The 20,762-nt window shown below is 63.4% G+C and carries 17 protein-coding genes; 12 read left to right on the forward strand and 5 right to left on the reverse strand.

What is annotated here, in order from left to right; genetic code table 11:
• Nucleotides 1-40 precede the first annotated feature (40 nt).
• A complete protein-coding gene (locus tag MSG32_RS01440; RefSeq protein ID WP_348983948.1) occupies nucleotides 41-562 on the reverse strand; it encodes a MerR family DNA-binding transcriptional regulator in 522 nt (173 codons plus the stop codon).
• A 297-nt stretch (nucleotides 563-859) separates the two neighbouring features.
• Here MSG32_RS01440 and MSG32_RS01445 point away from each other — a divergent pair, with 297 nt between their 5' ends.
• The 7 genes from MSG32_RS01445 to MSG32_RS01475 all read left to right on the forward strand — a co-directional run bounded on the left by MSG32_RS01445 (nucleotide 860) and on the right by MSG32_RS01475 (nucleotide 8,829).
• Nucleotides 860-2,455 (forward strand): CoA-acylating methylmalonate-semialdehyde dehydrogenase, encoded by a 1,596-nt coding sequence (locus MSG32_RS01445; protein ID WP_248377147.1) that lies wholly within the window; start codon nucleotides 860-862, stop codon nucleotides 2,453-2,455.
• Nucleotides 2,456-2,632: 177 nt separating this feature from the next.
• Nucleotides 2,633-3,799 carry an acyl-CoA dehydrogenase family protein gene (locus MSG32_RS01450; RefSeq protein ID WP_248377149.1) on the forward strand — a complete coding sequence of 389 codons (1,167 nt, stop codon included), beginning with the start codon at nucleotides 2,633-2,635 and terminating at the stop codon, nucleotides 3,797-3,799.
• Between the two features lie 53 nt (nucleotides 3,800-3,852).
• Nucleotides 3,853-4,671, forward strand: a complete 819-nt coding sequence (locus MSG32_RS01455) for an enoyl-CoA hydratase (RefSeq protein WP_054555504.1) — start codon at nucleotides 3,853-3,855, stop codon at nucleotides 4,669-4,671.
• A complete protein-coding gene (locus MSG32_RS01460; protein WP_248377151.1) occupies nucleotides 4,668-5,852 on the forward strand; it encodes an enoyl-CoA hydratase/isomerase family protein in 1,185 nt (394 codons plus the stop codon). The genes MSG32_RS01455 and MSG32_RS01460 overlap by 4 nt, the downstream gene beginning before the upstream one ends.
• 85 nt (nucleotides 5,853-5,937) lie before the next feature.
• Nucleotides 5,938-6,852 carry a 3-hydroxyisobutyrate dehydrogenase gene (gene mmsB, locus MSG32_RS01465; RefSeq protein WP_248377153.1) on the forward strand — a complete coding sequence of 305 codons (915 nt, stop codon included), beginning with the start codon at nucleotides 5,938-5,940 and terminating at the stop codon, nucleotides 6,850-6,852.
• Between the two features lie 63 nt (nucleotides 6,853-6,915).
• Nucleotides 6,916-7,329, forward strand: coding sequence for a rhodanese-like domain-containing protein (locus MSG32_RS01470; protein WP_107336265.1), 414 nt, complete (start codon nucleotides 6,916-6,918; stop codon nucleotides 7,327-7,329).
• 120 nt (nucleotides 7,330-7,449) lie between these two features.
• Nucleotides 7,450-8,829 carry an MATE family efflux transporter gene (locus tag MSG32_RS01475; RefSeq protein WP_248377155.1) on the forward strand — a complete coding sequence of 460 codons (1,380 nt, stop codon included), beginning with the start codon at nucleotides 7,450-7,452 and terminating at the stop codon, nucleotides 8,827-8,829.
• Nucleotides 8,830-8,988: 159 nt separating this feature from the next.
• Here MSG32_RS01475 and MSG32_RS01480 read toward each other — a convergent pair whose 3' ends face one another.
• Entirely contained in the window at nucleotides 8,989-9,276 is a 288-nt protein-coding gene (locus MSG32_RS01480; protein WP_043331318.1) for a pyrimidine/purine nucleoside phosphorylase, read from the reverse strand.
• A 102-nt stretch (nucleotides 9,277-9,378) separates the two neighbouring features.
• On the reverse strand, nucleotides 9,379-10,212 hold the full coding sequence (locus tag MSG32_RS01485; RefSeq protein WP_043331317.1) for a pyruvate, water dikinase regulatory protein: 834 nt from the start codon (nucleotides 10,210-10,212) through the stop codon (nucleotides 9,379-9,381).
• A 395-nt stretch (nucleotides 10,213-10,607) separates the two neighbouring features.
• On the opposite strand from MSG32_RS01485, the gene ppsA reads away from it, so the two are divergent.
• Both ppsA and MSG32_RS01495 read left to right on the forward strand, forming a co-directional pair.
• On the forward strand, nucleotides 10,608-12,995 hold the full coding sequence (gene ppsA, locus MSG32_RS01490) for a phosphoenolpyruvate synthase (RefSeq protein WP_043331316.1): 2,388 nt from the start codon (nucleotides 10,608-10,610) through the stop codon (nucleotides 12,993-12,995).
• 383 nt (nucleotides 12,996-13,378) lie between these two features.
• Nucleotides 13,379-14,659 (forward strand): dicarboxylate/amino acid:cation symporter, encoded by a 1,281-nt coding sequence (locus MSG32_RS01495; RefSeq protein ID WP_197738682.1) that lies wholly within the window; start codon nucleotides 13,379-13,381, stop codon nucleotides 14,657-14,659.
• A 91-nt stretch (nucleotides 14,660-14,750) separates the two neighbouring features.
• Here MSG32_RS01495 and rraA read toward each other — a convergent pair whose 3' ends face one another.
• On the reverse strand, nucleotides 14,751-15,251 hold the full coding sequence (rraA, locus tag MSG32_RS01500) for a ribonuclease E activity regulator RraA (RefSeq protein ID WP_043331314.1): 501 nt from the start codon (nucleotides 15,249-15,251) through the stop codon (nucleotides 14,751-14,753).
• A gap of 333 nt (nucleotides 15,252-15,584) precedes the next feature.
• On the opposite strand from rraA, the gene MSG32_RS01505 reads away from it, so the two are divergent.
• On the forward strand, nucleotides 15,585-16,205 hold the full coding sequence (locus tag MSG32_RS01505) for a porin family protein (protein ID WP_248377157.1): 621 nt from the start codon (nucleotides 15,585-15,587) through the stop codon (nucleotides 16,203-16,205).
• Nucleotides 16,206-16,348: 143 nt separating this feature from the next.
• Here the strand turns inward: MSG32_RS01505 and acnB are convergent, their stop codons facing one another.
• Nucleotides 16,349-18,952, reverse strand: coding sequence for a bifunctional aconitate hydratase 2/2-methylisocitrate dehydratase (gene acnB, locus MSG32_RS01510; RefSeq protein WP_043331313.1), 2,604 nt, complete (start codon nucleotides 18,950-18,952; stop codon nucleotides 16,349-16,351).
• A gap of 420 nt (nucleotides 18,953-19,372) precedes the next feature.
• On the opposite strand from acnB, the gene MSG32_RS01520 reads away from it, so the two are divergent.
• Together MSG32_RS01520 and MSG32_RS01525 are read left to right on the forward strand one after the other, a co-directional pair.
• The gene (locus tag MSG32_RS01520; RefSeq protein WP_192837576.1) at nucleotides 19,373-19,867 is read left to right on the forward strand and encodes a DUF1289 domain-containing protein; all 495 of its coding nucleotides are present in this window, start codon (nucleotides 19,373-19,375) and stop codon (nucleotides 19,865-19,867) included.
• Nucleotides 19,868-19,883: 16 nt separating this feature from the next.
• Nucleotides 19,884-20,696 (forward strand): tRNA-(ms[2]io[6]A)-hydroxylase, encoded by an 813-nt coding sequence (locus MSG32_RS01525; RefSeq protein ID WP_248377159.1) that lies wholly within the window; start codon nucleotides 19,884-19,886, stop codon nucleotides 20,694-20,696.
• The last annotated feature ends 66 nt before the right edge of the window (nucleotides 20,697-20,762 follow it).

Raw genomic sequence — 20,762 nt, forward strand, 5'->3', positions numbered from 1 at the left:
TGCTGCTGGCGCGAGTGGGTTCTGGTGTTGTTGACTCCAATCAGCTCTCGCTGTCGCCGGCCAGGCGGGCGAGGGCTTCGCGGGCACGTGTCTCGACGTCATCCAGCTCGCGCTGCATGGCGGTGAGATCGCGCAGCTGACGCTCAAGGCCCTCACGCTTTTCGCTCAGGATGCCAAGCAGGCGGGTGAGCTGCTTCTCGCCACCGCCGTCGGCGGCGTCGTAGAGGTCGACCACTTCACGAATCTCGGCCAGCGAGAAGCCCAGTCGCTTGCCGCGCAGGGTCAGCTTGAGACGCACGCGGTCCTTGTCGCGATAGACGCGCGTCTGACCGCGTCGCTCCGGGTGCAGCAGACCTTCCTGCTCGTAGAAGCGGATGGTGCGCGTGGTCACGTCGAAATGGCGTGCCAGCTCGCCGATGCTCCAGGTGCGCTGGGTCGGACGGATGGCGTCGCTGGTGCTGGTGGTGCTCAGCAGGGACTCCACACCGGTATCGTGCGTCGTGCCATCAGGCGTTGCCCGGGATTTGGGGTCAGGACTTGGGGTCATCATCGTATCTGTCATGGGCGCTGCCGCTCCGGATGCTGTGCGCGCCAAGGAGAGGGGAATGCTCCTTGGCGCAGTGGGTGCCAGCGGCGTCTGGCCGTGAATTTTCTACAGACTAGCATTGTTTACGTTAACGTAAAGGGTAATAGTATTTGCAGCCAACCAAGCAGATGCTAGGTTGAATCAGATCACAGTCTCGGCTTGCCGTTTTCTGCAGAACGTCTTCAGCTCTGCAATGCGGCTCAGCCTGACGACTTCGGCTCTGTTGACACACTGTCTTCCTCCCAATAACAACAGCCACAGGAATGCCACGCCATGTCTTCGACGTCTCTCACGCCCTCTACTGGCTCGCCCTCTACCGGTTCACTGGAGCTGCTGTCACGCCTGCGCGCCGTGGTCGCCGGTGACAGCGCGTCGCTGCTGCTGCCTCAGCTGATCAATGGTCACTTTGTCGAAAGTCGCGCCGATCAGCACTTGAGCGTCACCAACCCGGCCACCAACGGCGAGATCGCCCGCGTGCCCCTGTCACCGCTGAGTGAGCTGGATGAAGCGCTGGACCACGCCGAGCAGGCCTTCCTGCGTTGGCGCAACACGCCGGTGCCGACCCGTGCCCGGCTGATGCTCAGCTATCAGCATCTGCTCAAGCAGCATCATGACGAGCTGGCCGAGATCATCTCCCACGAGCTGGGCAAGACCTTCGAGGACGCCAAGGGCGATGTGTGGCGCGGCATCGAGGTGGTCGAACACGCCGCCAACATTCCCAGCCTGCTGATGGGCGAGACGGTGGAGAACGTCGCCACCGGCATCGACAGCTATTCCGTGACCCAGTCGCTGGGGGTCTGCCTGGGCATCACGCCGTTCAACTTCCCCGCCATGATACCGCTGTGGATGTTCCCGCTGTCCATCGCCTGTGGCAATGCCTTCGTGCTCAAGCCGTCCGAGCAGGTGCCGCTGACCACGCTGCGGCTGGCGGAGCTGTTCATGGAAGCAGGTGCCCCCGAGGGCATCCTGACCGTGGTGCAGGGCGGGCGCGATCAGGTCAATCATCTGCTCGCCCACGAGATTGTGCGCACCGTCAGCTTCGTCGGCTCGGTACCGGTGGGTCAGCACATCTATCGCACCGCCACCGACAACCTCAAGCGCGCCCAGTGCTTCGCCGGCGCCAAGAATCACATGGTGATCATGCCGGACGCCCCGGCGGACCAGGTCGTCAACGCGCTGGTCGGTGCCAGTGTCGGCGCGGCGGGTCAGCGCTGCATGGCGATCTCGGTGGCGGTCTTCGTCGGTGATTCGAAGGCCTTGATCGAGCGGGTGCGCGACGCCCTGGCCGAGGTGCGCCCGGGCGCCTGGGATGACAAGGGCGCCAGCTACGGGCCGCTGATCTCGCCGCAGGCGCTGGAGCGCGTGACCGGCTGGATCCAGCAGGGCGAGCAGGAAGGCGCCGAGCTGCTGCTGGATGGTCGCGGCGTCTCGGTGGCGGGCTATCCCGATGGCAACTGGCTGGGGCCGTGTCTGTTCTCCAGGGTGACGCCGGAGATGGTGCTCTATCGCGAGGAAATCTTCGGGCCGGTGCTGTGCTGCATGGAGGCGGCGGACCTGTCCGAGGCCATCGAGCTGGTCAACAACAACCCCTACGGCAACGGCACCTCCATCTTCACGCGCTCCGGCGGCGCGGCGCGGCGCTTCCAGAACGAGATCGCGGTCGGTCAGGTCGGCATCAACGTGCCGATTCCGGTACCGCTGCCGTTCTTCTCCTTCACCGGCTGGCGCGGCAGCTTCTTCGGCGATCTGCATGCCTATGGCAAGCAGGCGGTGCGCTTCTATACCGAGACCAAGACGGTGACGGCGCGCTGGTTCGACGATGCGCCGGCCGAGGGCAATCAGCCCAACTTTTCTATTCAAATGCGCTGAGGGTTTTCTTTACAAAGCCGCTGAGGGCTCTCTTCACAAGACCGCTGAGGGCTCTCTTCACAAGACCGCTGAGGGCTCTTCAGATGCGCTGATGGCTCCTCAGATGCGCTGAGCCGCTTTGACAGGCCCGGGCGATAGACCCGGGCCGACAGAACAAGGACAACAGGAGGCAGCTGCATGAACTTTTCGCTGACCGATGACCAGCGTGCCCTCCAGGAGGGGGCGCGTGCCTTCGCGGATGCCGAGCTTGCCCCGCATGCCGCCGAGTGGGACGCCACGGCCCACTTCCCCATCGAGACACTTCGCAAGGCGGGCGAGGCCGGCTTCATGGGACTTTACGTCCCCGAGGAGCACGGCGGCCTTGGCCTGCCACGTCTCGACAGCTCCATCATTCTCGAGCAGCTGGCGACCGGCTGCATCTCGACCACCGCCTACATCACCATCCACAACATGGTGGGCTGGATGATCGCCAGTTTCGCCACGGACAGCTGCCGCGAGCAGTGGGTGCCGGCGATGGTGGCGGGTGAAAAGCTCGGCTCCTACTGCCTGACCGAGCCGGGCAGCGGCAGTGATGCCGCCAGCCTGCGCACCCGCGCCGAGCGCGAGGGCGATGACTACTATCTGAGTGGCTCCAAGATGTTCATCTCCGGTGCCGGCGCCACGGACGTGCTGGTGGTGATGGCGCGCACCGGCGAGCCGGACAGCGGCGCGGCGGGTATCTCGGCCTTCGTGGTGCCGGCTGACGCCGAGGGCATCAGCTACGGCAAGAAGGAAGACAAGATGGGCTGGAACAGCCAGCCGACCCGGCTGGTGAGCTTCGATCGCGTGCGGGTTGCGGCGGTCAATCGTCTGGGCGAGGAGGGCGAGGGCTTCCGCTTCGCGATGAAGGCGCTGGATGGCGGTCGCATCAACATCGCGACCTGCTCACTGGGCGCGGCCCAGAAGGCGCTGGAGCTGTCGCGGGATTATCTCGGCGAGCGCAAGCAGTTCGGGCGCGAGCTGGCCCAGTTCCAGGCCCTGCAGTTCAAGCTGGCCGACATGGCCACTGAGCTGACCGCGGCGCGCACCCTGGTGCGGCTGGCGGCCTTCAAGCTCGATGAGGGCGACGCCGAGGCCAGCGCTCACTGTGCGATGGCCAAGCGCTTCGCCACCGACATGGGCTTCGAGGTCTGCAATCAGGCACTCCAGCTGCATGGCGGCTACGGTTATATCCGCGAGTACCCGTTGGAGCGGCTGGTGCGTGACACCCGTGTGCACCAGATTCTGGAAGGCACCAACGAGATCATGCGTCTGATCATCGCGCGCCGTCTTCTGACGCCGGGCATGATCGAGTCGCTGGCGTAACGCCGCCTCCACTTCAATTCGTCATTGGTTACCATCTTTCAGGGAGTTACATGATGTCATCCAGTCAAGGGCCATGCCTCGTTCTCGAGAAGGATCGTCATATCGCCCGGGTCACCATCAACAACCCGCCGGCCAACACCTGGACGGAAGCGTCCTTGATCGAGCTGGAGCAGCTGCTCGACGAGCTGGAGGGCGATGGCAGCGTGAGTGCGGTGGTGATCACCGGTGAGGGCGACAAGTTCTTCTCCGCCGGCGCCGATCTCAAGACCTTCGCCGATGGTGACAAGGGCGTCGCCGCCACCATGGCGCGTCGTTTCGGGCTGGCCTTCGAGCGGCTGGCCAACTTTCCGGGCGTGACGATTGCCGCCGTCAACGGCTACGCGATGGGCGGCGGGCTCGAGTGCGCGCTGGCCTGCGACATGCGCATCGTCGAACGGCAGGCCAGGCTGGCGCTGCCGGAGGCCAAGGTGGGGCTGTTGCCGTGTGCGGGCGGCACCCAGCACCTGCCGTGGCTGGTCGGCGAAGGCTGGGCCAAGCGCATGATCCTGTGTGGGGAACAGGTGGACGCCGAGACCGCCGGTCGCATCGGGCTGGCCGAAGAGGTGGTCGAGACCGGCCAGAGCTTCGAGCGCGCGCTGGCGATTGCCGAGAGCGTCGCCAACCAGAGCCCGAGCGCGGTGGCGCGCTGCAAGGCGTTGATCATGTCGTCGCGCCATCGCGGCATGAGCGATGGCCTGCGCATGGAGCGCGAGCTGTTCGTCGAGCTGTTCGATGACCCCAACCAGAAGGAAGGCGTGAGCGCCTTCCTCGAGAAGCGCGCACCGCAGTGGGTCTCGCGTCAGGAAGAGGTGAAGGGAGGAGGGCGCTCATGAGCCAGATAGAAGGTGTCACCGCCAAGGCCGCGACCGATGTCGAGGCACCCGTGGTGTTCGAGACGCGTCGCGCCCGCGACGGCAAGCAGCTGGGAATCGTGCGCCTGAACGCGCCGCGTTCGCTGAATGCGCTGTCGCTGGCCATGATCGAGCGCATCGAGGCGCAGCTGGATGCCTGGGAGCTGGACAGCAGCATCGCCATGGTGTGGCTGGAAGGCGCCGGCGAGCGTGCGCTGTGTGCCGGTGGCGATATCGTGGCGCTCTATCAGGCGATGACCACGGCGCCTGCCAACGAAGGCGCAGACCCCCTCGAGGCGCTGGATGATTTCTTCGCCACCCGCTACTTCACCGCCGAATATCGTCTCGATCACCGCCTGCATACCTTCCCCAAGCCGCTGCTGGTGTGGGGTGGCGGCATCGTGATGGGCGGCGGCATGGGGCTGTTCGCCGGCGGCTGTGAGCGCGTGGTCACCGAGAGTTCGCGACTGGCGATGCCGGAAGTCAGCATCGGTCTGTACCCGGATGTCGGTGCCAGCTGGTTGCTCAATCGCCTGCCGCGTGGCATCGGAGAATATCTCGGCGCGACCGGTGCGCAGCTGAATGCCCGCGATGCGCTGGATCTTGGCCTTGCGACACGCCTGATTCCCGATGAGCAGCGCGAGGCGCTCAAGCAGGCGCTGTGCGAGGGTGAATTCGGCCGTCACCCGTCGCGTCATCTGAGCCAGGTGCTGAGCGAGTTCGAGCGCCGTGAACTGGCGCCGCCAGGGCAGGTGCTGCCGCTCTTCGATCATCTTCAGCAGCTGGTCGCCGGGCGTGAAGTGCTGAAGGCCTGCCAGCGAATCATTGATGACCCCCAGGCGCGCAGTGACTGCAATGCGTGGCTGAACGCCAACCGCGAGCGTCTGCTGGCCGGCTGCCCCAGTTCACCGCATCTGGTATTTCGCATGCTGGGGCGCCATCGCCACTCCTCGCTGGCGGAAGCCTTCCGCGACGAGCTGACCCTGTCGGTGCGCTGCTGCATGGGTACCGAACTTGCCGAAGGGGTGCGCGCCCTGCTGATCGACAAGGACAAGCAGCCGCAATGGGCCTATACCTCGATCGCCCAGGTCTCCGAGGAATACATCGACGGCTTCTTCGCACCGCTGTGGGAAGAGGATGAGCATCCGCTGATGGACCTCTGAGCGCGCCTTTCAGTACAGGCGGCAGGCGCGGCCATGCCGCCGGACGCCAATGACAACAAGAATCTGTTCACAAGGAAGCATTGCCATGACATCCATCGGTTTCATCGGACTCGGCAACATGGGCGGGCCCATGGCGCTCAATCTGGTCAAGGCTGGCCATGCGGTAAGGGTCTTCGATCTGGTCGAGTCGGCCATGAACGAGCTGGTCGAAGCGGGCGCCACCCGCGCGGCATCTCCCGGAGAGGTCGCCGAGGGTGTCGAGGTGTTGATCAGCATGCTGCCGGCCGGTCAGCACGTGCGAAAGCTCTATCTGGGTGACAAGGAAGACGGTGCGGGTGGCCTCTTGGCTGCGCTCGACGCCTCGGTGCTGGTGATCGACGCCTCGACCATCGCGCCGGATGATGCCCGTCTGGTCGCGCGTCACGCCGCCGAGCGTGGCATCACCTTCATGGATGCTCCGGTGTCCGGCGGGGTCGGTGGTGCACGTGCCGGTACGCTGAGCTTCATCGTCGGCGGTGAGGCCGACGGCTATGCGCGTGCCGAGCCGCTGCTGGAAGTGATGGGCAAGAATCTGTTCCATGCAGGCCCGGCCGGCAGCGGCCAGGTCGCCAAGATCTGCAACAACATGTTGCTGGGCATCCTGATGAGCGGCACCGCCGAGGCGCTGGCGCTGGGGGTCAAGAACGGACTGGACCCGGCCGTGCTCTCGGAGGTGATGAAGCAGTCATCCGGCGGCAACTGGGCGCTCAACGTCTACAATCCCTGGCCCGGCGTGATGGAAGCCGCGCCGGCCTCCAATGATTATCAGGGCGGTTTCCTGGTCGATCTGATGACCAAGGATCTTGGCCTTGCCTGGGAGATGGCGCTGGGCTCGAAATCGGCGGTGCCAATGGGCTCCCAGGCGCGTAATCTGTTCGTCCAGCATGCCGCCCAGGGCGCAGGACGCCTCGATTTCTCGAGCATCCAGCGCTTCTATCGCTGTGGCGAGGCGGATGCGTGAGCTGTCATGCCGTCAGCCGCTGACATGCACCCCGAGGACAACACCATCTGCAAGGAGCACCCCATGATTCGACCGGTCAGTGAGCTGGTGGCCGCCGCCGAGACGGAGATCGAGACCCTGTCGCCCCGCGAGCTGCGCGAGGCGCTGGAAGAGGCCCGCGCCGGTGGCACGCCGCTGACGCTGGTGGACATCCGCGATGTGCGTGAGCTGGAGCGCGAAGGGCGCATCCCCGGCGCCATCCACGCGCCGCGCGGCATGCTGGAGTTCTGGGTCGACCCGGCCTCGCCCTATCACCGCGCCGACTTTGCGCGCGAAGGGCGCTATGTGCTGTTCTGCGCCGGTGGGCTGCGCTCGGCGCTGGCCACCAAGTCGCTCAAGGACATGGGGTTCGGGCCGGTGGCCCATCTGGGGGGCGGCTTCGCGGCCTGGCGTGAAGCGGGCGGAGAGGTCGTCTCGCCCTTCATGCAGGGCAACTGACGTAGCGCGGGGATCCTCGGCGCGATCCAGCGTTGCCCCTCACCTGACACGCTGATGCTTTACACTGTTCGACCCCGCTGGCGCCTCGCCGGTCGGGGTCGTTTTCTGTCCGGAGCCTGTATGTCTGACCCTGATACCCCTGCCACCCCCAGACGTGCCTCGTCTCGGCGTGGCACGCGCGATCTGGTGCGTGACCCGATCGCCTCGACGCTGGCGCGCATGACGGGGCCGGTAATCGGCGGCATCGTCACCATGATGCTGTTCAACCTGGTGGATGCCTGGTTCATCGCCCAGCTGGGCACGCCGGAGCTGGCGGCGGTGACCATGACCTTCCCGGTCACCTTCGGCGTGATCAGCATCGCCATCGGGCTGTCCATCGGCACCACCGCGGTGGTGGGGCGTCGGCTGGGGCGAGGCGAGCTCGAGACCGTCAAGGCGCGCACCACGGATTCCAGTCTGCTGGGGCTGCTGCTGGGGCTGGTGATGCTGGTGCTGGGGCTTGCCAGCATCGAGCCGCTGTTCGGGCTGCTGGGGGCCGATGACACCCTGATGCCGCATATTCGTGACTACATGCAGGTGTGGTATTTCGGCGCGCCCTTCGTGTTGCTGCCGCGCGTGCTGGGCAGCGTGCTGCGCGCCGAGGGCAATACGCTGGTGCCCTCGCTGGTGATGGCGGCGGCGGGGGTGCTCAATGCGCTGCTCGACCCGCTGCTGATCTTCGGCATCGGTGGCTGGCAGGGCATGGGCGTGGCGGGCGCGGCGCTGGCCACGGTGCTGTCGTGGCTGGCGATGACGCTGGGCTTGCTGGCATTGCCACTGCTGCGCGCACGGCTCGATTTCCGTCACCTGAGCGTGACGCGGCTGGTGACGTCATGGCGTGAGGTCGGGGCGATCGGCCTGCCTGCCGCGCTGACCAGCGTGATGACGCCGATTGCCACCGCGCTGGTGACGCGTATCGTCAGTCAGCATGGGCACGCGGCGGTGGCGGCCTACGGCATCGGCTCGCGCATCGAGTCGCTGGCGCTGATTCTGGTGCTGGCGCTGTCCATGACGCTGTCGCCCTTCATCAGCCAGAACGATGGTGCCGGGCAGCAGAGGCGTGTGTGGCGCGCCATCCACGGCGTGCTGGCCTTCATTCTCGTCTGGCAGCTGGTGGTCTGGTTGGGGCTCGGGCTGGGCGGCGAGTGGATCGCGGCGCGCTTCGCCGAGAGTCAGGAGGTCGCGGGGCTGGTCAGCACCTATCTGTGGCTGATACCCGCCGCCCTCGGGGCCCAGGGCGTGATCATCCTCGCCAATTCCAGCCTCAATGCGCTGCACAAGCCGCGCCGCGCGATGATGCTCTCGCTGGTGCGTCTGTTCGCCTTGCTGGTGCCGCTGGCCTGGCTGGGCGGCGCCCTGTATGGCGTGATCGGCATCTTTGCCGGGGTGGCGACAAGTTACCTGTTGATGGGCGGCATCAGTTATCTGGCGCTGCGTTCGGTCCTCAGGCAGCGCGCCTGAGCCTGGTAGCGAGAGACTGCTGTCGTGACGAAAAAAGCCGCCGTGACCCGAGAGGGTACGGCGGCTTTTTCATGTCTGGCTTTCAGTGCCTTGGGCGGCTGTTTTCCAGTGCCTTAGGCGTCTTATTCCCAGTGCCTCAGGCGGCTGTTTTCCAGTGCCTTAAGCGTCTTCGTACTTGCACAGGTAGGCGGATTCGACCGTGGTGCGCACCTCGAAGCTCTGGTTGGCTTCGACGATGAAGCTTTCACCGGCGGCGAGCTGATACCACTCTTCCGCGCCCGGCAGCAGTACCTGCATGTCGCCGCTGATCAGGGTCATGTATTCGCGTTGGCTGGTGGCGAACACGAATTCGCCGATGGCCATCACGCCGACCGTGGCAGGAAGGTCTGCGCTCTGGAAGGCGATGGAGGCCACCTGGCCGTCGAAGTAGTGGTTGGTGTTGAACATGGGAGGATTTCCTGGGTGAGTAGCGGTGTTGTTGTGGTCGATGTCTGTCGTCGTGGTCGACGTGTGTTGTTGTGTTCGACTTGTGATGATCTGGCGTCGGGATCAGCGCGGTGAGAAGCGGCGTGCCAGGCCGGTCTCGGCGATCATGCGTGTCGAGATCTCTTCGATCGAGAAACGCGTGGTATCGATGTAGGGCACCTTGGAGCGGCGGAAGAGTGCCTCGGTCTGCTCGACTTCCTGCAGGCACTGATCGATCGAGCAGTAGCGGCTGTTGGGACGACGCTCGGTACGAATGGCGGCCAGCCGGCGCGGGTCGATGGTCAGCCCGAACAGCTTGTGACGATATTGCGCCAGTGAGGCGGGCATCTTGAGGGTGCCGGACTCGTCCAGATCATCCTCGGTCAGCGGGTAGTTGGCCGCGCGGATGCCGAACTGCAGCGCCAGATACAGCGAGGTCGGGGTCTTGCCGCAGCGTGAGACGCCGATGAGGATGACGTCGGCCTTGTCGTATTGATGCGTGCGCGCGCCATCATCGTTGTCGAGGGCGAAGTGCACCGAATCGATGCGATTCATGTAGACGTCGTCCTGCCCGATGGAGTGGGTCTTGCCGACGCTGTAGGACGAGTGGGTGTCCAGTTCCTCTTCCAGCGGCTTGAGGAAGGTCGAGAAGATATCGACCTTGAAGCCGGAGGATTCGGAGATGATGTCGCGGATGTTCTGGTCGACGATGGTATCGATGATGATCGGGCGCTCGCCGTCATTGGCATGCGCGCTCTCGATGGCCTTGACCAGTGCCGTCGCCTTTTCGGCCGAATCGATGTAGGGCTTGGTCACCATGCGGATGTCGGTATTCTCGAACTGGGCGAGCAGACTGCGTCCCAGTGTCTCGGCGGTGATGCCGGTGCCATCGGAAATGAAGAAGGCGGTTCGGGTCATGACGGGCACTCGTGAAGAACGAATCGAAGACACCAGCCCGCTCTGGCTGTTGCCCCGTGAAGACCCCAAGTGTCGGTGTTCACTGTCGAGCTTGCAATATCCGGCACAGGGCCAGTGGCGCGATATGAGAAATCCCGTGTTCCCGTTCTCTACAAAAGCGCCTCATGACTACATTCCTGTAGCGGCCGTTCCTGGCTTGTCGACATGTTCGCCGACGATGGCGACATAACGTCTGAAACAGGCTCAGGGTTGTAGTCCTCCTCCACTGACTAGCCGGTTAGACCAATGGCTAATACTAGAGAGAGCTTGTTAGGGTGGCGTCATTGCTGAACGGAAGGCGGTTCATCGTCCTCCATCGGTCATTCGTTTCCATCCATTGGTACCAGGGGGTTCCCTTGTCACAGCAAGCCACATCCGAATACGTCGTCGATTTCGATCAGCTCGGCATGAACGATGTTGATCGCGTTGGCGGCAAGAACGCCTCGCTCGGTGAGATGATCTCCAATCTGGCCGATGCCGGTGTCACCGTGCCCGGCGGCTTTGCGACTACCTCCTATGCCTATCGCGAGTTTCTGGCCCACGAAGGCCTCGACAAGCGTATCAATGCCGCCCTCGATGCCCTCGATGTGGACGACGTGGTCGAACTGGCGCGCGTCGGTGCCGAGATTCGTCAGTGGATCATCGACACGCCGCTGCCGCCGGCCTTCGAAGCCGAGATGGAACGTGCCTATGCCGAGCTTCAGGCCAGGCACCCGAACCTGAAGGTCGCCGTGCGTTCTTCCGCCACCGCGGAAGATCTGCCGGATGCCTCCTTCGCCGGTCAGCAGGAAACCTTCCTCAACATCGAAGGCTTCGACAACATCAAGCGTGCGGTTCACGAGGTGTTCGCGTCACTGTTCAACGACCGCGCCATTTCCTACCGCGTGCACAAGGGCTTCGATCACTCACTGGTCGCGCTGTCTGCCGGCGTACAGAAGATGGTGCGCTCCGAGACGGCCGCTTCCGGCGTGATGTTCACCCTGGACACCGAATCCGGCTACCGCGACGCCGTCTTCGTCACCGGCTCCTGGGGCCTGGGCGAGACCGTGGTGCAGGGCGCGGTCAATCCTGACGAGTTCTACGTCCACAAGACCACGCTGGCCGCTGGCCGCCCGGCGGTACTGCGCCGCAACCTGGGCTCCAAGCTGATCAAGATGGTCTACACCGACGACACCAGTGCAGGGCGCTCCGTCGAGACCGTCGACGTGCCGGTGCCGGACCGTCACCGTTTCTGCATCAGCGACGCCGATGTCGAGGCACTGGCGCGCCAGGCCATGATCATCGAGAAGCACTACCAGCGTCCGATGGACATCGAATGGGCGCGTGATGGTGACGACGGCAAGCTCTACATCGTCCAGGCGCGTCCGGAAACGGTCGTCAGCCAGGAAGAGGGCGGCAACCTCGAGCGCTTCCAGCTGCGCGAGAAGGGTCGCACTCTGGTCACCGGGCGTGCCATCGGCCAGCGTATCGGCCAGGGTGCGGTGCGCGTGATCGACAACCCGGAGCAGATGGACAAGGTGCAGGTCGGCGACGTGCTGGTCACCGACATGACCGATCCGGACTGGGAGCCGGTCATGAAGCGCGCCTCCGCCATCGTCACCAACCGTGGCGGTCGTACCTGCCACGCGGCGATCATCGCGCGTGAGCTGGGCATTCCGGCCGTGGTCGGCTGTGGCGACGCGACCTCGGTGCTCGCCGAAGGCCGCGAAGTGACGGTCTCCTGCGCCGAAGGCGATACCGGTCATGTCTATGACGGTATCCTCAACTTCGATCGCACCGTCACCAGCGTCAACGAGATGCCGGAGATTCCGTTCAAGATCATGATGAACGTCGGCAACCCGGACCGCGCCTTCAGCTTCTCGCGTCTGCCGAATGCCGGTGTGGGCCTGGCGCGCCTCGAGTTCATCATCAACCGCATGATCGGCGTGCACCCCAAGGCGCTGCTCGACTACGCCACCCTGCCCATCGATCTGCAGCAGACCATCGATGCGCGCACCGCCGGCTATGCAAGCCCGGTCGACTTCTACGTCGACAAGCTGGTCGAGGGTATCTCCACCCTGGCGGCCGCCTTCCACCCGCAGAAGGTCATCGTGCGCATGTCGGACTTCAAGTCCAACGAGTACGAGAACCTGATTGGCGGCAAGATGTACGAGCCGGGCGAAGAGAACCCGATGCTGGGCTTCCGTGGCGCCTCACGCTACGTGTCCGACACCTTCCGCGACTGCTTCGATCTGGAATGCCGTGCCCTCAAGCGCGTGCGTGACGAGATGGGGCTGACCAACGTCGAGATCATGGTGCCCTTCGTGCGCACCACCGGCGAGGCGGAGCAGGTCATCAAGCTGCTGGGCGAGAATGGTCTGGTACGTGGCGAGAACGGCCTGCGCGTCATCATGATGTGCGAGCTGCCGACCAACGCGCTGCTGGCGGATCAGTTCCTCGAGCACTTCGATGGCTTCTCCATCGGCTCCAACGACCTGACCCAGCTGACCCTGGGGCTGGATCGCGACTCCGGCATCGTCGCTCACCTCTTCGATGAGCGTAACCCGGCGGTCAAGCAGCTGATGTCGATGGCGATCCGTGCCTGCAAGGCGCAGGGCAAGTACGTCGGCATCTGTGGTCAGGGCCCGTCGGACCATCCGGAGCTGGCCAAGTGGCTGATGGAAGAGGGCATCGACAGCGTCTCCCTCAACCCGGATTCTGTGCTGGAAACCTGGTTCATGCTGGCGGACAAGGAGCTGGTGTAACCCAGGCTTCCCAGGATGGTGACCTGACGCGCTGAGGCGCAGACGGTCGTTGTCACCCAGGGCGCCCATCGCACTCAACGTGCGGTGGGCGCTTTTCGTTTCGTGCCTGAAACCTGAATGATTGGTCAGTTCAGGCATTAGACCAATGGGGGAGAAAGCAGCACAAAGACGCCAGTTAGTAACAAATGGCAACAAAATGATCTCGCTTGCGCGACTAAATGATTATCTTTCTACCTTATGTAAAAAAGGCAGTCATTTATAATCCCAGCCACCCCGCTGACCACAATATCCATGGTGGCAATGACGGCAGGCCTCACCGGTAGCCAGCACTGCGGTGGCACGCAACAACCGACCTTTCAGACACAATCCAAGGTAGTCGTAACGTGAAACAGTCTTTATGGAAAAACATCGGCGTCCAGGTAGTCATCGCCATGATCCTGGGTGCAGGTGTCGGGGCGTACATGGGCGAAGACGCCTCGATGTTCGCGCCACTGGGTGAGCTGTTCATTCACCTGATCAAGATGCTGGTCGTGCCGCTGATCGCGGTCTCCATCGTGTCGGGAGCCGCCAATCTGGGCGACAGCCCTTCTGCCGGCAAGATCGGCATCTCCACCTTCGCCTTCTTCATGCTGACCTCTGCCGTGGCCGTGATGCTGGCGCTGGTGATGGGGCATGTCTTCCAACCGGGCAGCGGAGTGGACCTGGAAAGCGCCAAGGGCATGTTCTCCAATGCCTACGCTGACAAGGGCAGCGTGCCGGGCGTGATGGACACCATTCTGGGCATGGTGCCGACCAATATCTTCGGGGCACTCACCGATGCCAATATCCTGCAGATTCTGGTGTTCTGCCTGTTCCTCGGCATTGGCCTGTCCAAGACCGGTGAGCGTGGCAAGCCGCTGATCGAAGGTCTCAACACCGTCATCGAAGCCTTCGTGTGGATGATCAACGTGGTGATGCTGATCGCGCCGATCGGCGTCTTCGGCCTGATGGCAGACGCCGTCGGCACCTTCGGCTTCGATGTACTGACGCTGGTGATGAAGCTGTTCCTCGTCTACATGGGCGCCATCCTCATCTACGGCTTCGTGTTCTACCCGCTGGTGGTCAAGTTCGGCTCTGACGTGCCGCTGGGTCGCTTCATGTCCGCGATGAAGAAGCCGCAGGCCGTCGCGCTGTCCACGGCGTCCTCCATGGCGACCCTGCCGGTCAACATGGAAGTCTGCGAGAAGGAGCTGGGCCTCAAGAACGCCACCTCTGCCTTCGTGCTGCCGCTGGGCGCGACCATCAACATGAGCGGCAATGCCATCTATTACGGGCTGGTGGCGATGTTCTTCGCCCAGGTCTTCAATGTCGATCTCGGCTTCTCCGCCTACGCCGCCATCGTGTTCACCGCGACTCTGGGTGCCATCGGTCAGGCCGGTGTGCCGGGGCCGTCGTTCCTGGTGGTCGCTGTGCTGCTGGCTGCCGGTATTCCCATCGAAGGTCTGCCGTTGCTGTTCGCGCTGGATCGTATCTTCGACATGACGCGCACCGCGCTCAACATCACCGGTGACGCTGCCTGCGCCGCCGTGGTGGACCGCTTCGCGCGTGCCGATGATGCGGCTGCGGCCTCTCAGGCCAGTGCTCAAGCCGGCTCACAGACCGCTGAGCCTGCCAGCACTCGCTGAGTCCGCGACTTTGAACGCGAAACGCCCCCGCAACCTGCCTGGTTGCGGGGGCGTTTTCATTGCGGCGTGCACCGCGGCGCGAGACGGCGACTCAGGGAGTCGGCTGGGTACGGATCAGCGCTTCCTTGGCGGTGATGACGCCATTGTTGTCGGCGTAGAGATAGTCGCCCGGCACGATGGTGACGCCGGCGAAGGTGACCGGGATATCGCGCTGGCCTTCGCCGCGCTTGATGCTGGGGCGCGGGTAGCAGCCCAGTGCCTGCACGCCGAGGTTGGTGGCGTGGATCTCATCCACGTCGCGGATGCAGCCATACATGATCACGCCGGCCCAGCCGCTCTTGGCGGCCTGTTCGGCGAGCATGTCGCCCAGCATGGCGCAGCGCATCGAGCCGCCGGCATCGACGACCAGGACGCGGCCTGCGCCGGGTTCCGCGACGGCTTCCTTGACCAGCGAGTTGTCCTCGAAGCACTTGATGGTCACGACTTCGCCGCCGAAGGACTCGACGCCGCCGTAGTTGATGAACAGTGGCTCGAGCACCTGCACGTCGGGGAACTCATCGCAGAGGTCGGGGGTGGAGATGGGATGCGTCATGTCGGATTCCTTGTGCTGGGCGGCCGGGGCAGGCCGCTTGAGGGACGGAGCGCTTTGATTGCTGCAATGCCACAACCCCGAGAATGCCCGATACGCCAGGGCTTTGCATCTGTGCGAAGGGCTAAGCGGGCCTCGGGCACGCGCAAGCGGGGGGAGCGGGAAGGTCATGAGGACATGTTGCTGACTGGCGACGTGACAAGTAGTCAAAACGCCACTCTTGAAACACTGTTCTATATCTACCACGATGCTCCTGCAACCCATGACAGGCGCGGTCTTGCCGTCAGTACCTGGCCGGCAGCTGCCTGTGCCGCCCATTGGATCAAGGAGCAATACATGAGCAAGTCACGTCTTATGGCCGCCCCGTTGGCTACCGTTTCCTTCGCCGCTCTCGCTCTGGCGCTCAGTGGTCTCGCTCAGGCGGCAGGCAATGCCAGCGAAGGGCTCTACATCGGTGCCGGTACCGGCTTCTCCAGCCTTGAGAACGATGATTCCGATGAGGCGGGTGACTTCATCGAATCCGGCAGTGATGACTTCGATGTCGATGATGACGACAACGTCTACAAGGCCTTCGTGGGCTATCAGTACAATCCGTACTTCGCCACTGAGGCCTTCTACACCGACCTGGGGACTGTCCAGCTCAAGGGCAATGACTTCAGCAATACCGAGCTCGAGTCCAAGGCCTACGGTGTCAACGTGGTGGGTATCCTGCCCATCGGTCAGTACTTCTCGCTGTTCGCCAAGGCGGGGATGGCCAAGTGGGAAACCGATGTCGATGGCAATCTGGGCAATTCCAGCGTCGACCTGAAGGACAACGACGGCTTTGATCCGGTCTATGGTGCCGGTGCACAGGTCAATCTGGACCCGTTCCTGATCCGTGCCGAGTACGAGCGCTATGACTTCGACAGCGATTATCAGGTGGATGCCTTCACCGCCTCGGTCGGCTACAAGTTCTGAGGCAGGGCGCTTGCACCACTGAGCTTGTCGCAGGCATGAAAAAACGGGCCGTCCCTTGAGGGGCGGCCCGTTTCGTTGTCTGGCATGACGCCAGTGCTGCTGTCAGAGGGGAGTCATGCAGTGGTGCATGACTCCCCGCCTGATCAGGCTTCCTGGGTGACCGGAATCACGTTGGAAGCGGCGTTCTGGAACTCTTCGATCTCATGGAAGTTCAGGTAGCGATAGATCTCGCCCGCCATGGCATCGAATTCGCCCATGTAGCCCTGATATTCCTCGACGGTCGGCAGACGACCGACCACGGCCGCGATGGCCGCAAGCTCGGCAGACGCCAGGAAGACGTTGGCGCCGTCGCCCAGACGGTTCGGGAAGTTGCGCGTGGAGGTGGACACCACGGTGGACTTGGCGGCCACACGTGCCTGGTTACCCATGCACAGTGAGCAGCCCGGCATTTCCATGCGCGCGCCGGCACGGCCGTAGATGCCGTAGTAGCCTTCCTCGGTCAGCTGGTGCTGGTCCATCTTGGTCGGCGGTGCCAGCCACAGCTTGGTCTTCAGGCTACCGGCCGGCTGCTTCTCGAGCAGCTTGCCTGCGGCGCGGAAGTGACCGATGTTGGTCATGCACGAGCCGATGAAGACTTCGTCAATCTTCTGACCGGCGACGTCGGACAGCAGACGGGCATCGTCCGGGTCGTTCGGCGCGCACAGCACCGGCTGGTCGATCTCGGCGAGGTCGATCTCGATGATCTCGGCGTATTCGGCGTCCTTGTCGGCACGCATCTGGCTCGGGTTGGCCAGCCACTCTTCCATGCCTGCGATACGACGCTCGATGGTACGGGCATCGCCGTAACCGTTGGCGATCATCCATTTGAGCAGGGTGATATTGGACTTCAGGTACTCGGTCACGCTCTCGTCGGACAGCGTGATGGTACAACCGGCGGCGGAACGCTCGGCAGAGGCGTCGGACAGCTCGAATGCCTGTTCGGCCGTCAGATCTTCCAGACCTTCGATTTCCAGAATGCGGCCAGAGAAGGCGTTCTTCTTGTTGGCCTTGTCGACGGTCAGCAGGCCCTGCTTGATGGCATACAGCGGGATGGCGTGGACCAGGTCACGCAGGGTGATGCCCGGACGACGTTCGCCCTTGAAGCGCACCAGGATGGATTCCGGCATGTCCAGCGGCATCACGCCAGTGGCGGCGGCGAAGGCCACCAGGCCAGAACCCGCCGGGAAGGAGATGCCCATCGGGAAGCGGGTGTGGGAATCACCACCGGTGCCGACGGTGTCCGGCAGCAGCATGCGGTTCAGCCACGAGTGGATGATGCCGTCGCCCGGACGCAGGGAGACGCCGCCGCGGTTCATGATGAAGTCGGGCAGGGTGTGGTGGGTCTCGACGTCGACCGGCTTCGGGTAGGCAGCTGTGTGGCAGAAGGACTGCATCACCAGGTCGGCCTGGAAGCCCAGACATGCCAGATCCTTCAGCTCGTCGCGGGTCATCGGGCCAGTGGTGTCCTGGGAGCCGACGGTGGTCATCTTCGGCTCGCAGTACATGCCCGGACGCACGCCTTCCAGGTTGCAGGCCTTGCCGACCATCTTCTGTGCGAGGGTGAAGCCCTTGCCGGTGTCCTTCGGCTGTTCCGGCAGGCGGAAGACGTCAGACGCCTCCAGACCCAGCTCGGTACGCGCCTTGTCGGTCAGACCGCGACCGATGATCAGCGGGATACGGCCGCCAGCACGCACTTCGTCCAGCAGGACCTGAGTCTTGAGGGAGAAGGTGGAGATGACTTCGTCGGTGTCGTGGCGGCAGACCTTGCCTTCGTACGGGTAGATATCGATGACATCGCCCATGGCCATCTTCTCGACGTCCATCTCGATGGGCAGAGCGCCGGCATCTTCCATGGTGTTGAAGAAGATCGGTGCGATCTTGTTGCCGATGCAGAAACCGCCGGCGCGCTTGTTGGGCACGAACGGGATGTCGTCGCCGAAGAACCACAGCACGGAGTTGGTGGCGGACTTGCGTGAGGAGCCGGTGCCGACCACGTCACCGACGTAGGCGACCGGGAAGCCCTTGGCCTTCACTTCCTCGATCTGGGCCAGCGGGCCGACGACGCCATCTTCCTGCGGGTTGATGCCTTCACGCGGGTTCTTGAGCATCGCGTTGGCGTGCAGCGGGATGTCCGGACGTGACCAGGCGTCAGGCGCCGGAGACAGGTCATCGGTGTTGGTCTCGCCCGGCACCTTGAAGACGGCCAGCGAGATCTTCTCGGCCAGCGCCGGCTTGGACAGGAACCATTCGGCGTCGGCCCAGGACTGCAGCACGGCCTGGGCGACGGCGTTGCCGGCCTTGGCGCGGTCAGCGACATCGTGGAAGGCGTCGAACATCAGCAGGGTGTGCTTGAGCTGTTCGCCGGCTTCCTTGGCCAGGCTTTCGTCGTCCAGCAGCTCGACCAGCGTGGCGATGTTGTAGCCGCCCTGCATGGTGCCGAGCAGCTTGACGGCATGTGTCTTGTCGATCAGCGGAGAAGCGGCTTCGCCACGTACGATGGCGGTCAGGAAGCCAGCCTTGACGTAAGCGGCTTCATCAACGCCCGGGGGAATGCGATTGGTGAACAGATCGAGGATGAACTCTTCTTCACCGGCCTGCGGATTCTTGAGCAGTTCGACCAGCTCGGCGGTCTGCTCGGCAGTCAGCGGCTTTGCCGGGATGCCCTGCTGGGCGCGTTCTTCAACCTGTTGACGGTAGGCTTCAAGCACGTGGGAGACCCTCATCTGTAATCGTGTCGAAATGCGCGGGCCAGTCGTCTTGAAGACGCAGGGCGGGGCACCTCGAGGCTTCTTGCGGGTAATTCAAGCGTCTTATTGCGAGCGAATCAGGCGCTACGGGGCGAATGCGAGTCTACTCAACTTTGTCGACAATGTTAAGGAGCGCCCAGTGGCGGGGGCTGAGACTTTGGTCGCCTATTGCGGCATAACATTCTGATATTTCATCTGATTGTCAGGAAATCACGCTGAGCAAACACTATGCGGCAACGCTGATGACGCGCTGATGACGCCTAGCGCGGTGCTGACAAGAGGTTCTTTGGGCACAGACGGCGCGATGCTGTCGGCTCTCAGGTACGCACGGTATGATGGGGGTTACCCCGAATCACACTTTCCGCCTCCCCCGAGGGCAACATGAGCCGTATTCTTTCTCCTTGCGTAGGTGTCTGCTCCACTACGGTCGGCGATAGCGTCTGTCGCGGCTGCCAGCGTCATGATCATGAGATCCTGGCCTGGTTCGGCTATGACAGTGACCAGCGCGCCCAGCGCATGCTGGCACTGGACGAGCTGCGCAGCCAGGTCGCCGCCCGCTGGCTGCGCGTCGCCGATGACGCCATGCTGGCCGAGCAGCTGACCCGCCATCGCATCCGTTTCCGTGCCGATCAGTCGGCGCTGTCACGCGCCGTTGAGCTGCTGCGCGTCGGGCGCACCCGCATCAAGGACCTGTCGGCATATGGCATCGCACCACTGGCCCATGCGCGAGAACTTGAGCCCGAACAGCTTTTTGCCCATATAAACGATGAAATCATGGTGGAAGCGGCAAAGCGTGCCGATAATGATATGAACTCCGTCGTTGAGGTGTCTCCTGTCAGTCAGCAGCAGACGCAAGCGAGCGAGACAAAAGACTGACGTGACAATGAATTCAATGACCGACGTGACCGAGCGCAATGTGATTGCGCCTGAGCAGAGCAAGCAGCATGATGATGTTCATGCTGGCCAGTATGGCGAGAGTGAGGCTGGGGCGCGCGTGATCGCAGCGTCGCAGGGGCCAAGCGATGAAGATACCGATGCCTTGCTGCCGGCGTCGCTGCTGGCCTTTCTGCCCTGCAGGACGCCCCTGAGCTGGGTCGAGGCGGCGCTCGAGAATCCGGAGCTGTTGCTGATCGATCATGCGCAGTGCGAGAAGAAAGCCGCCTCCACCGCCATGAGCCTGATGTACCGCTACGTGAACCGGCCACTGCTGTTGACCAAGATGTCACAGCTGGCGCGCGAAGAGCTGCTGCACTTCGAGCAGGTGGTCGGGCTGATGGAGAAGCGAGGCATCGTCTATCGGCATATCAAGGCCTCGCGCTATGCCGAAGCCCTGCGCCAGCAGGTCAGGGACGAAGACCCGCAACGCCTGGTGGACATCCTGCTGATCGGCGCCCTGATAGAGGCAAGGTCGTGTGAGCGCTTCGCGCGCCTCATCCCGTATCTGGAACCAGAGCTTGCAAAGTTCTATCGCACTTTGGTTAAGTCAGAAGGACGTCACTATGAGGATTACCTCATGTTGGCGGAGCAATACACCAATGAACCACTGGAACCCCGTCTCGCGGTGCTACGTGAAGTGGAACGAGAGCTGATCGAAACCCCCGATGCTGTCTTCCGCTTCCACAGTGGTCAGCCGAGCGTACGACGGGCAGCGCGCGCCTCGGCCAGGGTGGGTCGGGACGCGATGGATCAAGGCACGAGAGACTAAGGCAAGGATCAAGGACAGGGGATCACCGGCGCCGTGGCAGGGCTGGCGTTTCGTTCGCGACTTTGA

This window comes from Cobetia sp. 1CM21F (genome assembly GCF_023161745.1).
GTDB classification, from domain to species: domain Bacteria; phylum Pseudomonadota; class Gammaproteobacteria; order Pseudomonadales; family Halomonadaceae; genus Cobetia; species Cobetia amphilecti.

Coding starts and splice junctions, on each gene's coding strand:
- MSG32_RS01460 (WP_248377151.1), top strand. CDS start 4,668: ATGAGCCAGATAGAAGGTGTCACCGCCAAGGCCGCGACCGATGTCGAG.
- MSG32_RS01450 (WP_248377149.1), top strand. CDS start 2,633: ATGAACTTTTCGCTGACCGATGACCAGCGTGCCCTCCAGGAGGGGGCG.
- mmsB (WP_248377153.1), top strand. CDS start 5,938: ATGACATCCATCGGTTTCATCGGACTCGGCAACATGGGCGGGCCCATG.
- MSG32_RS01525 (WP_248377159.1), top strand. CDS start 19,884: ATGACCGACGTGACCGAGCGCAATGTGATTGCGCCTGAGCAGAGCAAG.
- MSG32_RS01485 (WP_043331317.1), bottom strand. CDS start 10,212: ATGACCCGAACCGCCTTCTTCATTTCCGATGGCACCGGCATCACCGCC.
- MSG32_RS01440 (WP_348983948.1), bottom strand. CDS start 562: ATGACAGATACGATGATGACCCCAAGTCCTGACCCCAAATCCCGGGCA.
- MSG32_RS01455 (WP_054555504.1), top strand. CDS start 3,853: ATGTCATCCAGTCAAGGGCCATGCCTCGTTCTCGAGAAGGATCGTCAT.
- MSG32_RS01475 (WP_248377155.1), top strand. CDS start 7,450: ATGTCTGACCCTGATACCCCTGCCACCCCCAGACGTGCCTCGTCTCGG.
- rraA (WP_043331314.1), bottom strand. CDS start 15,251: ATGACGCATCCCATCTCCACCCCCGACCTCTGCGATGAGTTCCCCGAC.
- MSG32_RS01480 (WP_043331318.1), bottom strand. CDS start 9,276: ATGTTCAACACCAACCACTACTTCGACGGCCAGGTGGCCTCCATCGCC.
- MSG32_RS01470 (WP_107336265.1), top strand. CDS start 6,916: ATGATTCGACCGGTCAGTGAGCTGGTGGCCGCCGCCGAGACGGAGATC.
- MSG32_RS01445 (WP_248377147.1), top strand. CDS start 860: ATGTCTTCGACGTCTCTCACGCCCTCTACTGGCTCGCCCTCTACCGGT.
- MSG32_RS01505 (WP_248377157.1), top strand. CDS start 15,585: ATGAGCAAGTCACGTCTTATGGCCGCCCCGTTGGCTACCGTTTCCTTC.
- MSG32_RS01520 (WP_192837576.1), top strand. CDS start 19,373: ATGAGCCGTATTCTTTCTCCTTGCGTAGGTGTCTGCTCCACTACGGTC.